Source organism: Massiliimicrobium timonense, assembly GCF_042850985.1.
GTDB lineage: Bacteria > Bacillota_I > Bacilli_A > Erysipelotrichales > Coprobacillaceae > Allocoprobacillus.
Genome location: NZ_AP031415.1, coordinates 2,455,470 through 2,470,362, shown reverse-complemented (window position 1 = coordinate 2,470,362; position 14,893 = coordinate 2,455,470). Strand labels below are relative to the sequence as shown.

The window sequence follows — 14,893 nt, the reverse complement described above, 5'->3', positions numbered from 1 at the left end:
GGAAAGCGGAACAAGTATGCCTGATATTTCATTATTAAAAGAGTTGGCTAGAATTTTAGATGTGACAGTAGATGAATTATTGAATGGTGAGGATAGTTTGGAAAAAACAAAGATGCCTACATATCACTATCAAACAATGACAATAAAACGATCTATGTATAAAACATATCTTCAACAGATGATTTATAATCAACAACCTTTATTCATTATGACAATTTTAGTTGGATGTTTACTCATTTGTGGAGGTTATGCAATCTATCTTTTAAATCGTTATTTACAACACCATTTTGATATTATAGGACTTGTTATGATGATATTTGGTTTATGGTGTTTAATAAGTCTAAAAGTCAAACTGGTATTACAAACACATTTTTATAAGCCTAAAGATATTCAATATCAACTACATCAACAATCATTTGATTATATTCAAGATGGAAAGAAAATATCATATTTCTATCAAGATATTCAAGATATATGGAATTTTAATGATTATATAGTTTTAAAAATTCAAAATAAAAATCTCTTTATTTTACATGAAGATTTGTCCTACATACAACAACAATCTACAACAAGCATACATGCTCCTATCTCTTATCAAGAGAAAATACAATTATGGATAAAAATGATATCTTTGATTATTTTTGTATTACTAACATGTTTAGAAGTAGGATATGTTGTTATTTTAAAAAGAATCGGTTTTGAATATTTTTTTGATGCTTTAGAATGGATTGTTGTTGCAGGAATGATTATATCTCTATATATCTTCATCTTTATTGATAAGAAACAAAGGTCACATCAGACTTACATCATTGGAAGTTTATTAATAGGAATCATCTTTGTTATTCTATGGGGTGTGGGAAGTCGTTTATCGCCCTATCATACTTATTATTCTTTATCACCAGATTTATCAAGTCAACTGATTCTTAAACAAAATAAAACAACAGGACAATTTAAAGATTTACATTATACTTTTTTATGTTTTGGAAAAGCCAATGGCATCTATGATGCTCAAGGAGAAAATATTTCAACGCTATGGTTGAATGGTGATAATAATCTTGTCAGTTATGATGATCATAATCATCAACAACAAGCTTTTATAGCGACCTATGGCGATAGAGGAAATGGTATATCATATTATTATGTTTTATCAACATTATCTGGAAATTGGATAACGCAAGATAATCAAGATCAAAATTATGAAGTCAGTGTTAATAATGGAAAAGTAGAAATTCATAGTCATAATCAAATAATGGCATTTGAATCTTCACAAATTGAACAGTTTGGAACAACAGCTATTGTATGTAAAAATGAGTATGGTATACCATGTTATGTTATTGCACTAAATAAAAATTGTGATTTAAATGATGAGGGACTTATTGCTTCAGGAGGAACGATAACGATTGTTAATGTAGAAGATCAAATACCTGTAGAGTTGTTTTGTACAACATATAAAGAAGATCCTGATGTTCAACAACAAATCAATCATGATATGGAAGAAAAGGCTGTGAAACAAATCAATGAAATGAAAACATTATTAAAACAAGATGCTTCCTTAAAAAAATTTCAAAACACCAATTATTTATTAAAGGTAGAAACCCAGTCACAAGATTTTTTTGAGATTACACGATTAGCTTATCAAGTAGATATTGGGAAAACTTCTGATAGTATTTATCAATTGACAGACCAAATCAATATGATAGTTGTGAAAGCAGGGACAATAGATGACTTTTATGTAGAAGTAGAAGCTGATACATGGATGGAAAATGAATCAACTGGTGAAATCATAGAAGGTGGGTATATTCCTCAATATCGAATTATGAAAGGTGATGGATGTTATCTGGTAAGAAAAATGGAATATCGTGTACCGGGTGATATTCAACTTATCGCATTGTCCTCTCCTTTAAAAAAAGATGTTTCAAAAAATACGCTTTATCGTTTTGAAAGACAGTGAGTTGGTATTGAATAACTTATAGTTTGTGATTTATAATGATAAAAAGTGAGGAGGTCAAGTATGGAAAGAAGACAATTTGAAAAGTTAGGAATAGAATCATCATTACTTGGTTTTGGTTATATGCGTTTCCCTTTAGATGAAAATGGAAATATTGAAGAAAAAGAAGCAGAAGAAATGCTGGATATGGCTATTTCACATGGAGTTACATATATTGATACAGCTTATCCATATCATAATGGGGATAGTGAACCTTTTGTAGGACGTGTTTTAAAGAAATATGATCGTAACCAATATACTCTGGCTACAAAATTACCTATTTGGAATGTCCATAGTCAAGAAGAAGCCAAAGATATCTTTGAATCACAATTGCAAAGATTAGGTGTAGATTATGTTGATTTTTATTTATTACATGCTTTGGATGCTAAAAAATGGGAAAAGGTGAAGGAATATCATATTATTGAATTATGTGAGCAATTAAGACAAGAAGGAAAAATTAAGTATTTAGGATTTAGTTTTCATGATGAATATCCAGTCTTTGAAACAATCTTAAAAGCACATCACTGGGATTTTTGTCAATTACAATTAAATTATATGGATATGAATATTCAAGCAGGACAAAAAGGTGTTGATTTAGCTAATCAATTAGGTGTTCCTTTGGTTGTTATGGAACCAATCAAAGGTGGGAGTTTAGCAACCCTTCCAGCTGATGTAACAAAGATGTTTCAAGATTATGATTCTAAAAGAACATTAGCTTCTTGGGCTTTGCGTTATGTAGGAACATTACCGGGAGTTAAGGTGATTTTGAGTGGTATGTCAACATTAGCACAAGTGAAAGATAATCTGAAAACTTTTGAAAATTATCAAAACTTAAATGATGAAGAAATGGCGATTGTGGAAAAGGTGGCGGATACATTACATGCCCGTACAAAGAATGGATGTACAGGTTGTGGTTATTGTATGCCTTGTCCTTTTGGTGTGAATATTCCTTCTAATTTTAAGTATTGGAATAATTGCTTTATTTATGATGATGAAAAATTATTTAAAGGAAAATATGAAAAGATGAGTGATCAAGAAAAAGCTAGTCACTGTCAACAATGTGGAGCGTGTGAAAGAATGTGTCCACAGCAATTGCCAATTAGAGAAGATTTAAAAAGAGTTGTTAAGGATTTTGAAGGTTAATTTTATGATGAGAGTTGTTATATTTATGATAACGACTCTTTTTTTCATGAGATGAAGATGATAGAATAGAGATAATGAAGGGAGAGGGTTGAATGACAAAAAAGAAATGGATTATTGTTGCTTTAGCTATAATCATTATCGTTGCAGGAGCTATGGGTGGTTATATATGGTATCAAAATGATCAAAGACAGAAAATATTAGATTCTATTCAATTAACGTTTACAGATCAGACAGTGGTGGAATATGGAAGTGATATCAAAGCAGAGGATTTTGTTGATCAACAAAGTGGAAGATTGATGGCTCCAACTTTAGATACTATGACATTAGGAAAACAAACTTTAGAGTATAAAGTGACAAAAGGAGATTTAAGTAAAACCTTTGAACATGTTATTGAAGTAAAAGATACAAAGTTACCAGAAATTCAATTATCTAAGGATTCAGTCAGTATAGAATATGGAGATGCATTTGATGTTAAATCATATATTCAATCTGTTAAAGATTCTGTTGATGGCCCTTTAACATATGTATCTAAAGATAAAGTGAAAGATAAACAGACAGGTTATTATACATATGAAAATAATGTCAACACGAAAAAAGCAGGAACATATAAGGTTGTTGTGAAAGCTGTAGATAAAAATAATAATCAAAGTGAAAAAACATTGAAAGTCACAGTGAAAGAGGAAATTAAGAATGAAGTTACAAAACCTCAGAGTTCATCATCATCTTCTTCAACAACTTCTACACAACAATATGTCCCATCAGCTAGTAATAAAGTGATTGTGATTGATCCGGGACATCAGGGACAGGGGAACAGCTCTTTAGAACCTATTGGACCAGGAGCATCTACAAAAAAGGCAAAAGTTGCTGGTGGAGCTACAGGGACAACAACGAAAATTCCAGAATCTCAAACAACTTTAGAAATTGGATTAAAATTAAGAAGTGAATTGCAGTCACGAGGCTATACAGTCATTATGACAAGGACAAGTCAGAATGTTGATATTTCGAATAAAGAACGTGCGATGATAGGTAACAACAATAATGCTGCAGCAGTCATTCATTTGCATTGTGATGGTGCAGGTTCAAGTGCAAGAGGGGCACATACGATTGCTCCAGCAAAGGATAATCCTTATTGTGCTTCCATTTATAGTGCATCATCTAAACTGGCTCAAAAAGTCATTCAATCTTATTGTGCTGCTACTGGTTTAAGAAGTAGAGGTGTTTCTTATCGTAATGATCTATCAGGAATTAACTGGAGTGAAGTTCCATCTATTTATATAGAAATGGGATTTATCACAAATCCTACAGAAGATCGTTTATTAAATGATGAGGCTTTTCAAACAAAATGTGCAAAAGGCATTGCTGATGGAATAGATGCTTATTTTTAAGGAGGGCATATGAAACGTTATCGTTCAAAGATAGGTATAATGTGGATTATAGCTATGAGTGTGATTGTCTATGGTAATTATGAAATCATCAAATTACTGATAGGAGATTTTTCATGGTTAGGTTTTTGGTTTATTGTGATTATATTTGGTGGTGTAGATGTTTTAATGATAGCATGTACGATAGGAACATATTATGAGTTTCATGAAGATTATTTAGAAGTGAAATGTGGTTTTTTCTTTCATGAAGATATACCTTATTTAGATATTCGCTCTTTTAAAGAAACACATAATCCCTTAAGTTCTTGTGGTTTATCATTGGATCGTATAGATATGATATATAAAGCCCAAAAAGGAAGAAATGGAAATAGTGAGGTATTAATTTCACCGGTCAAAAAACAGGAGTTTATTCAAGAGTTAGAAAAGCGATCAAGAATTTTTATGACAAAGTAGCCTCGAAAAGGCTACTTTTTCTTTGGAGATAACGATAAAAAAGTCGTGAAATAATAAAAAGTTTGTAGACTTTTATGGTAAAATTGATTAGAATAGGTGTGTAAATTGATAAACAAAGGAGATAGGAACAGTATGAGTGGTTTTTTTGGGGTAGCATCACAAAATGATTGTGTTATGGATTTGTTTTTTGGAGTAGATTATCATTCGCATCTAGGAACAAGAAGGGGTGGAATGGCTGTTTATGGAAAGGATGGATTTCAACGTTCTATTCATAATATTGAAAATTCACCTTTTCGTACAAAGTTTGAAAAAGATGTAGAAGAATTTGCTGGAAATATTGGGATTGGTTGTATTTCTGATAGTGAAGCACAGCCTTTACTGGTAAATTCACATTTAGGTTCTTTTGCGATTACAACTGTAGGAAGAATTAATAATTTAGATGAATTAAGAACTTTATGTTTTGAACAAGGAAAAACACATTTCTTAGAAATGAGTGGGGGAGAAATTAATCCTACAGAAATGGTAGCAGCATTGATTAATCAAAAGGAATCTATTGTAGAAGGTATTCAACATGCTCAAAAACTTGTCAAAGGATCTATGAGTATTTTGATTATGACAAGTGAGGGTATTTATTGTGCTAGAGATAAATTAGGAAGAACACCTGTGATTATTGGAAGAAAAGATGATGCTTATTGTGTCACTTTTGAAAGTTCAGCATTTTTAAATTTAGGATATCATCATTATAAGGATTTAGGTTCTGGAGAGATTGGATTTATTTATCCTCATGGGTTTACACAAAAAGTCAAACCTAATGATCAAATGAAAATTTGTTCATTTTTATGGGTTTATTATGGATATCCAACTTCAACATATGAAGGAGTCAATGTTGAAAAGATGCGCTATGATTGTGGAAGTATGTTAGCGAAACGTGACCAAGGAACAGTTGAGCCTGATAGTGTCGCTGGAGTTCCTGATTCAGGATTGGCACATGCGATTGGTTACGCTAATGAATCTGGTATCCCATTTGCAAGACCATTCATTAAATATACACCAACTTGGCCTCGTTCATTTATGCCACAAAGTCAAGGTCAAAGAAACTTAATTGCGAAAATGAAATTAATTCCTGTTAAAGAATTAATTAAAAATAAGAGTTTATTGTTAATTGATGATTCAATTGTGAGAGGAACACAATTAAGAGAAACAACAGAATTCTTATATCAATCTGGTGCCAAAGAAGTCCATGTTAGACCGGCTTGTCCACCGATATTGTTTGGATGTAAATATTTGAATTTTTCACGCTCTAATTCAGAGTTAGACCTTATTACAAGACGTGTCATTAAAGATTTAGAACAAGGCGATGTCACTGATGAGGTATTGGCAGAATATGCTAATCCAGATAGTGAAAAATATCAACAAATGTTAGATGAAATTTGTAAGAGATTGAAATTTACATCTTTAAGATATCATCGTTTAGATGATCTTATTGAATCTATAGGTATTGAACCATGTAAGTTATGTACTTACTGTTGGGATGGAAAAGAATAGCAGAGCGTTATGAACGTTCTGTTTTTCTTTAAGAAGTGATTGTATTGTTTTTTTATATGTATTCATGTAAAATAAAACAGCGAGGAGATGGGTATGGATAGAGTTAAACAAATAGAACAAAGTATTATTAAAAAATATCGTAAGCCAATATGGAGAAAGTTTGTAAAAGCTATTCAGACATATGATTTAATTCAACCAGGAGATAATATTGCAGTGTGTATTTCTGGAGGAAAAGATTCTATGTTGATGGCTAAATTATTACAGGAAATTAAAAGACATGGTCAATTTGATTTTGGTTTAGTCTTTTTATCAATGGATCCGGGATATAATCAAAAGAATCGCCAAAAGATTGAAGAAAATGCAAAAATTATGGGTATACCTGTACAGTTTTTTGAATCAGATATTTTTCAAGTTGTCACAAATATTGAAAAATCACCATGTTATTTATGTGCTAGAATGCGTAGAGGTTTTTTGTATGCCAAAGCAAAGGAATTAGGATGTAATAAGATTGCTTTAGGACATCATTTTGATGATGTTATTGAAACAATTTTAATGGGGATGTTCTATGGTTCACAAATACAAACAATGATGCCTAAATTACATAGTACAAATTTTGAAGGAATGGAACTGATTAGACCGATGTATTTGATTGAAGAAAAAGATATTATTCATTGGTGTCGTTATAATGATTTATCATTTATTCAATGTGCCTGTCGTTTTACAGAAGAAATGGAAGAACTAGGGGAAGTGCATCATACTTCAAAAAGAGAAGAAATGAAGAATTTATTAAAGTATTTAGAAACAATGAATCCTAATGTGAAAAAGAATGTTTTTAAGAGTGTGGAAAATGTGAATCTGGCAACCATTATTTCATATAGTGATGAACAAGGAAAACATCATTTTTTAGATACTTATGATAAAGGAGAATAATATGTTTTCTAGATTTGAATTGTTAGTTGGAAAAGATTGTATTTGTCAATTAAATCAAAAACATGTGATTGTTTTTGGTGTCGGTGGTGTCGGTGGTTATGTTGTAGAAGCACTAGTCAGAAGTGGAATCGGGCATATCACAATAGTAGACAATGATACAGTATCGCTTTCTAATTTAAATCGTCAAATCATTGCGACACAAGATACGATTGGAAAAAAGAAAGTAGAAGTCATGAAAGAAAGAATTTTATCTATTCATCCAGATTGTGATGTCCATACTTTAGAAATATTTTATTTGCCAGAAAATGCAGATGATATTGATTTGACACAATATGATTATGTCGTAGATGCAATTGATACGATTACTTCCAAAATAGAATTAGCAATGCGTTGTAATCAAAAAGTTCCTTTAATAAGCTCTATGGGAACAGGGAATAAAATGAATCCAGCCATGCTGGAAGTCAGTGATATTTATAAAACATCAGTATGTCCTCTAGCTAAAGTGATGCGTAGAGAATTAAAGAAAAGAGGCATTCAACATTTAAAAGTTGTTTATTCCAAAGAAGAACCTTTAAAACCACAAGTATCCAATGAACAAACAAATAAAAGAGTTATACCGGGTAGTACATCCTTTGTTCCATCTAGTGCCGGTTTATTAATAGCGAGTGAAGTGATTAAAGATTTGTTGAAATAGACAAATCTTTTTTCACATTTTTTGCTTATAGGCATATGTTAAATTGAGGTGTCAAAGATGCGAGATCAACTTCAATCTTATATTTATACAGAAAAATTTTTGGCTCAACTTTATCGTCGTGCAGCAGCTTTAGCTTCGTCACAGGAAGAAAAAGAGGCATTATTAAGATTTGCGAAAAATGCTGAACAAAATGCTATTTATTTGAATTATTTTTATAAGTTAGAATATGGCATTAATTATGATCCAATGGTTCCTGATGTGAATTTACAAGGTGGTTATAGAGCTGTTCTTAATGAAATTTTGAGATTAGAAATCAATTCTTTTTTACAGTATCGTACCCATACTTATAATCAAGGTAATAATGAATTTAGAGAAACAATGAGAGCTATTTCAGATACGAAATTAGGTCATATCCTTACTATTTTAGCAATCATTACAAATCTTAATGCTCCACAAAACAATGGCTAACTTTTAGTTAGTCGTTTTTGTTCTCTTAAAAAGCGACAAAGTCTACTATGTTCATATTTCTTTTGTTTTTTAAATATGTTATACTAAAATAGCAAAGGAGGAAATAACGTAAGCGCAAAATGAAAAAGCCCTATTATCAATCAACGACATTGATTATAATTAGAGCTGTAATAAATTGACAATTTATATATGTATGATTTACAGGACACGACTAAAAGATCGTATCTCTACGATTTTTTAGTCAGATATGTATTATCAGGCAATTCTTTTGACCATGGCATATAATTATCAAGGGCTTCTTCATCATTGATATCTATTTCTGTCAATGATGACAAAAGATAGTTAAAATATTCATAGGGATTGAGATTGTTTAGCTTTGCAGTTTCTATAAGTGAATATAAGGCAGCGCTTGTCTGTGCTCCCTGAACCGTATTGGTAAACAGCCAGTTGCGTCTGCCTACACAGAATGGGCGTATCGCATTTTCTGCTCGGTTGTTTGATATCTCTATTCTCCCATCTTCAAGGTAGACTCTTAGTTTTTCTTCCTGGTTGATGCTGTATTTGAGTGCTTCACTTAACTTTGTTTTATCCACTGCAACTTTTGAACATTCCCTGACATCTTCAAAGAAATCATCAACCAGTGGTTTTGACTGAACCTGTCGAATTTGCCTGATTTCTTCATAGCTTCTGTCCGCGTTTTCCTTTTCAATTTGAAAAAGCTTGTTGATCTTATGAAAAAGCCTATAGCTGGCAGTTTGTTTGAGATCTACCCCAGCAGGCGCACTGTCTAGTGCTTCCTTATATTTTCTACGACAATGAGCCCAGCATCCCATGTGTGTAATGCCTTCAAGTTTCTCATAGGCCTGATAGCCATCCGTCTGAAGTATATGATGATAGCCTTCCAGATGCTTCTGGGCATGCTCGTGTCCTCTTGTATTTTCGTATATGAAAACAACTATCTGCTTCTCCTCGCTGCGTCCTGTCTTGTATACCCACATATAGGATTTTGTGGTTGCCTTTTGATGCGGTGCCTTTAAAACCTGAACAGACGTTTCATCTCCGTGCAGGTATTGACTTTTTAACAGAACCTTATGCATATGACTAGCGATTGTCCTGAAATATTCATCATGCAGTTTGATCATCCAGTTGGCCATCGTCTGTCTTGACAGCTTCAGCCCCATCTGATTGAACATGACTTCCTGTCTATACAGAGGCAGTGCTTTGTTGAACTTGTTATCAATGATATATGACAGAAGTGATGGCGATGCAAAGCTCTTGTATATGACCGGTTCCTTCATGGGTGCCTTGTATATTGGCGATTGAACAGCTTCCCTGTCACATCGATCGCACGTATAGACATATTGAATATGTTCAATGACTTCATATCGTGCAGGATGGTAGACAAGCTCCTTTCTTTTGTTTTCGCCTATCTTTCTAAGCAGTGCACCACATTCTGGGCAGCTTTTATTGTCAATATCATGAATGACCTTCTTTACTGGCAGTGATGAAATATCTATTCCTCTCTGTCTGCTTTTTCTTTTTCTTCTGTATGTGATTTCTTCAAGTTCCGGTTCCTGCTTGATTGGTGTGGATTCTAGTTCAATTTCATCAAAAAGAGAAATCTGATTAGGAAGAACAGTCTTTTCTGAAGATGAACCAAAAAGCTTCTTCTGCTGAAGCTTGATCTGCTGACTGTACCAGTTCAGCTGCTCAGTCAATGCTTCAATCTTTTTATCCTTTTCATTGATCATCTTGATCAGTTCTTCCTGACTTAGATTTCTCAAGTTCATGACATCTTCACACCCCACATTACATGATTTCAGCTGTTTCGTATTATACCATAAAACAAACTGCTTTGTTAGATGAGAAGCTGCTTTTCTTTCAATTTTTCATCATATTCAAGACCCTCCAGAAGCCAACTGAGCTGACGGGAAGTGATGGCTCTTGTCAATGATTCCTGCGATTCCTGGATTTTGAATTTTCCATGTTCAAGTCTCTTGATGAACAGCCAGAAGCCGTTGCTTTCATAATAGAGAATCTTGATGCGATTTCTTGATCGGTTGGTAAAGATAAAAAGGCTGTGATCAAGGACATTCATCTGGAATTGGGAATGCACAATGAGTGTCAGCCCATCTATCGACTTGCGCATATCCACGAAATGCGTTGAAACGTAGATATTCTTGACTTCATCAGTGTTGATGATCATTTGAGAGCACCAATGATTCTGTCAAGAAGTGCAGGATCAAATTCAATACAATGACCATCAATGGTCATTGATACATTGGGGTGGGCATCATCCACAACCTCGACAGGAACAAATAAATTACTTTGAAGTTCATCATTTTCCAGTCGTCTTTTTGACTTATAGAAAGAAGACACACAGATATTGTTCTGTCTGCAGAATTCCTTGACAGTCAAAGTGCTTTCCTTTTGACTATTTATGATTTTTTTCCAATCATATTGCATATAGTAAGTACCTCCTTTTTTATTGTACTTACATTTTAAATGAATATCCGCAGTCTTGTTAGTGCCTTTTCATTTGTCGCTTACGAAATAACATGGGTGTTGTTTATACAAATAATAATTCCAAGAAATATTTCATTATTGGAGGTATTGTTGGAATTATAGTGATTGTAAGTGTTGTTTTATTTTTCTTGTTATCGGGGAACAATAATGAAGGCACATTAAAAGATTTTTATACTTTGATTTCAGAAAAGAAATATGATGAAATGTATGATTGTATTAGTGAAGAATCACAGAAAAAATATGATAAGGAAACATTTGTGACAAGAAATCAAAATATTTATGAAGGAATTGAAGCGAATCAATTAAGTATTGAAGTTTTAGATGAAGAAGATAACCAATTAACTTATCAAGTTAAAATGAATACAGTTGCTGGTGAAGTTTCTTTTGAAAATAAGACAACAATAGAAGATGATAAGATTGTATGGGATGATTCTTTTATTTTTCCAGACTTAACACAAAATGATAAAGTGAGAGTATCGGAAGATGAAGCAAATCGAGGAAAAATCTTAGATCGCAATGGAAAAATGTTAGCAGGACAGGGAGAAGCTTATTCTGTAGGGCTTGTTAGAGGAAAATTAAATGGGGAAAATGATTATGATCAATTAGCAAAATTACTATCATTAACAAAAGAAAGTATTCAAAAAACAATGAGTGCTTCTTGGATTCAAGATGATTCTTTTGTCCCATTAACAACAATTCCATCTGATGATACACAACTAGAAAATCAGTTATTACAAATACCAGGAGTACAATTAAATACTGTAGAAGTGCGTAGCTATCCTTATGGAGAAATCACTTCTCATTTAACAGGATATATGCAACAAGTAACGGCAGAAGATTTAGAAAAACATCAAGGAGAAGGCTATACAGAAACATCAATGATTGGTAGAAGTGGTATAGAAGCTGCTTATGAAAAACAATTAAAAGGAACAAATGGAGCGACTATTTCTATTGTTGATGAAAATGGAAGCACAAAGAGTACAGTAGCCACTCAAGAAAAACAAGATGGACAAGATGTTACATTAACAATTGATATCGATTTACAAAAAGATTTATATCAATCATTTGAAAATGATCAAAGTGCTTCAGTTGCTATGAATCCAACAAATGGAGAAGTTTTATCGTTAGTCAGTACACCATCATTTGATAGTAATGATTTTATTTATGGATTTTCAACGGAAGAATGGGATGCTTTAAACAATGATGAAGCACAACCACTGACAAATCGTTTCCGTTCAACTTGGGTACCCGGGTCAACGATGAAATCTATCACAGCAGCAATTGGTTTAGAAACAGGTTCATTAGATGCTTCTAAAGATTTTGGAGCTGAAATGAAATGGCAAAAAGATTCAAGCTGGGGAGATTATTATGTCACAACATTACATGCTCCTAACCCTAATAATTTAAAAAATGCTTTGATTTATTCAGATAATGTTTATTTTGCAAAAGCAGCATTAGAGATTGGAAAAGATAATCTTGAAAAAGGATATCAATCATTAAAAATTGGAGAAGATATTCCTTTTGAATTAGCATTAACAAAATCACAATATACAAGTGATTCATTTGATAAGGATATACAGATTGCTGATAGTGGATATGGTCAAGGACAAATTTTAATGAATCCTGTACAAATGGCATCTATTTATAGTTCATTTATGAATGATGGAAAAATGATGACACCTCATGTTGTGAAATCTACTGAAACATCTGTATGGGCTGAACCATTCTCAAAGAAAACAACGGATGAAATCAAATCAGATTTAATTCAAGTTGTTGAAGATAGTCATGGAACAGCTCATAGCTTGAAGAATAGTCAATTCCAATTAGCTGCAAAAACAGGAACAGGAGAAATTAAAGAATCACAAGATGATACAACAGGAACAGAAATAGGTTGGTTATCTGTTGCTTCTACAGATTCATCAAATCCTATTGTTATTACAACAATGGTAGAAGATGTTAAAGGTCGTGGTGGAAGTGGATATGTTGTTGATCATGTGAAACAACCATTAATGTCATATTTACAAAGATAGAAAACGGAGAAATCCGTTTTTTTGTTACACAACAAAAAGGAGTTGCTTCAAAAAATATATATTTGATAAAATGAAAGTAGAAGAAAAAAGTTATGAAAAAATTAATAACATTATTTGCATTAACAACTTTATATGGTGGAGAAATATTTATTCATAGGCAGGATGTATTTATGAAGAATTAGAATTGTTAAAGGATGAAGGACCAGCAATATAAAATAGGAGGCAATCATGATAGAAAGTATCGGTGGAATTATTAAACTTAATAGAATCCAAAATGAATTAACTTTGAAATATGTGAGTTATAAAACCGGTCTTTCAAAAGGCTATTTAAGTCGAGTTGAAAGAAATAAAGAAGGAATATCTTTTGAAAATGTTCAAAAGATATTTTCCTTAATGGGTATAGAATTTTCTACTGAGAAAATTGATGAAAAATTTGAAAATGATTTTTATCAATTTATAAATGATGTTATATATATGAAAGATTTCGAGAAATCATTTTTGAAATTAAAAGTGTATGAAAAAAATATATATTCATCATTTTCATATATAAAATATTTATTAGCAGAAATGATTTATAATATTAATATTTATGATTCTATTAATATAACAGATTATTTTTATATTGAAGAATATTTTGATTACTTAGAAAGTTATCAAATAGTATTATTTTATGATTATATTGGTGTTTATTTTTATTATAACAATTTACATACTGAAGCAATCATGTATTATGATAAGGCTATGATGTATAAAGGAAATCAATATAGCAGTGCAATGTTGAATTATCATAAAAGTATCAGCTTAACATGTATAGAAAGGTTAACAGAAGCATTTGATTGTGCCATTCAAGCAAGAGAATCTTTTTGTGAACAATTAAATTTGAGAAGACTTGTAAGTATTTCTTTTCAAATTGCGGTAATTTATTGTCATATGAGAAATTATAAAAAAAGTGAAGAAATTAATTTAAAGTGTATTGAGATGTTTGAAGAATTGCAAATGCAAAAATCTGTAATTAGTACGTATAATAATTTATTTTGGGATTATATTTGTGCACAAGAATATAATAAAATTTTATCAAAAAAAGATGAGGCTCTATTAAGAAGCAATAATGATGTAAGAATTCTTTTTTATATATCCTTTGCTTATTATCAACTAAATAATTTATCTTTAGCTAAAAAGTATATTAAAAAAGCTAAAAATAATATATCTTCTATTTCGAATCAATACTTTATTGATATAATACAAGCTTTTTATGTTCTTTTATCAGATTCAAGTTATAAAAGAAAAGAAAAAAAGCTTTTCAATGTCTATAAAACATCAAAGAAAATACAAAATATTCAGACAACGTTATTCATATTAGAAATTATAAAAGATTTTTACAAGAAATATAATAAACAAGATAAGTATATACAATGCTTAGAAAAATTAAATAAATCATATAAGCAAATAGATTATAGTTTTATTTTTGATGAAAATATAGGATAAGTTACACAAAAATAGCAACTTGAAAATAAGTCAATAACAAGTTATATTTGAAGTATAAGATAATTCATATATGAAAGATATCTTTAGAAAAAACTTATTGAATGAAAAAATTAGGATTAATATTTGTAGATGCAATGATTTATGGAGGAGTAGGAACTGTTTAAGTGTTGGATATTCAACCAAGAGGACCACAACTCTATAACAAAAAGTACAACAAAACCATGTTATTATAGAAGCTCTATTAAAATTT

At 31.4% G+C, this 14,893-nt stretch carries 13 protein-coding genes; 10 read left to right on the top strand and 3 right to left on the bottom strand.

The features are described 5' to 3' along the window. Positions 1-16: 16 nt before the first annotated feature. The 8 genes from ACGHJ8_RS12935 (at position 17) to ACGHJ8_RS12900 (ending at position 8,602) form a co-directional block, all read left to right on the top strand. Positions 17-1,951 (top strand): hypothetical protein, encoded by a 1,935-nt coding sequence (locus ACGHJ8_RS12935; RefSeq protein ID WP_390540795.1) that lies wholly within the window; start codon positions 17-19, stop codon positions 1,949-1,951. Between the two features lie 60 nt (positions 1,952-2,011). Further along, positions 2,012-3,130, top strand: coding sequence for an aldo/keto reductase (locus ACGHJ8_RS12930; RefSeq protein WP_390540793.1), 1,119 nt, complete (start codon positions 2,012-2,014; stop codon positions 3,128-3,130). Positions 3,131-3,222: 92 nt separating this feature from the next. Next, positions 3,223-4,515 carry an N-acetylmuramoyl-L-alanine amidase gene (locus ACGHJ8_RS12925; RefSeq protein WP_390540791.1) on the top strand — a complete coding sequence of 431 codons (1,293 nt, stop codon included), beginning with the start codon at positions 3,223-3,225 and terminating at the stop codon, positions 4,513-4,515. Positions 4,516-4,524: 9 nt separating this feature from the next. After that, complete coding sequence (locus tag ACGHJ8_RS12920) at positions 4,525-4,965, top strand: PH domain-containing protein (RefSeq protein ID WP_087359349.1); 441 nt, start codon at positions 4,525-4,527, stop codon at positions 4,963-4,965. A gap of 132 nt (positions 4,966-5,097) precedes the next feature. Beyond that, positions 5,098-6,510 carry an amidophosphoribosyltransferase gene (locus tag ACGHJ8_RS12915; protein WP_087359351.1) on the top strand — a complete coding sequence of 471 codons (1,413 nt, stop codon included), beginning with the start codon at positions 5,098-5,100 and terminating at the stop codon, positions 6,508-6,510. Positions 6,511-6,603: 93 nt separating this feature from the next. After that, positions 6,604-7,440: an ATP-binding protein gene (locus tag ACGHJ8_RS12910; RefSeq protein WP_205090565.1), complete on the top strand. Its 837-nt coding sequence runs from the start codon at positions 6,604-6,606 to the stop codon at positions 7,438-7,440. A 1-nt stretch (position 7,441) separates the two neighbouring features. Beyond that, a complete protein-coding gene (locus ACGHJ8_RS12905) occupies positions 7,442-8,134 on the top strand; it encodes a ThiF family adenylyltransferase (protein WP_390540788.1) in 693 nt (230 codons plus the stop codon). A 57-nt stretch (positions 8,135-8,191) separates the two neighbouring features. After that, positions 8,192-8,602, top strand: coding sequence for a hypothetical protein (locus ACGHJ8_RS12900; protein ID WP_390540786.1), 411 nt, complete (start codon positions 8,192-8,194; stop codon positions 8,600-8,602). A 227-nt stretch (positions 8,603-8,829) separates the two neighbouring features. Here the strand turns inward: ACGHJ8_RS12900 and tnpC are convergent, their stop codons facing one another. From tnpC to tnpA, 3 genes are all read right to left on the bottom strand, one after another. Then, positions 8,830-10,392, bottom strand: a complete 1,563-nt coding sequence (tnpC, locus tag ACGHJ8_RS12895; RefSeq protein WP_390539562.1) for an IS66 family transposase — start codon at positions 10,390-10,392, stop codon at positions 8,830-8,832. A gap of 68 nt (positions 10,393-10,460) precedes the next feature. Beyond that, positions 10,461-10,808, bottom strand: coding sequence for an IS66 family insertion sequence element accessory protein TnpB (gene tnpB / locus ACGHJ8_RS12890; protein WP_129737345.1), 348 nt, complete (start codon positions 10,806-10,808; stop codon positions 10,461-10,463). After that, positions 10,805-11,068: an IS66 family insertion sequence element accessory protein TnpA gene (gene tnpA, locus ACGHJ8_RS12885; protein WP_390539564.1), complete on the bottom strand. Its 264-nt coding sequence runs from the start codon at positions 11,066-11,068 to the stop codon at positions 10,805-10,807. The genes tnpB and tnpA overlap by 4 nt, the downstream gene beginning before the upstream one ends. A 92-nt stretch (positions 11,069-11,160) precedes the next feature. Here tnpA and ACGHJ8_RS12880 point away from each other — a divergent pair, with 92 nt between their 5' ends. Then, entirely contained in the window at positions 11,161-13,158 is a 1,998-nt protein-coding gene (locus ACGHJ8_RS12880; protein ID WP_390540784.1) for a penicillin-binding transpeptidase domain-containing protein, read from the top strand. A gap of 228 nt (positions 13,159-13,386) precedes the next feature. Then, entirely contained in the window at positions 13,387-14,643 is a 1,257-nt protein-coding gene (locus tag ACGHJ8_RS12875) for a helix-turn-helix domain-containing protein (RefSeq protein WP_390540782.1), read from the top strand. Positions 14,644-14,893: the final 250 nt, after the last annotated feature.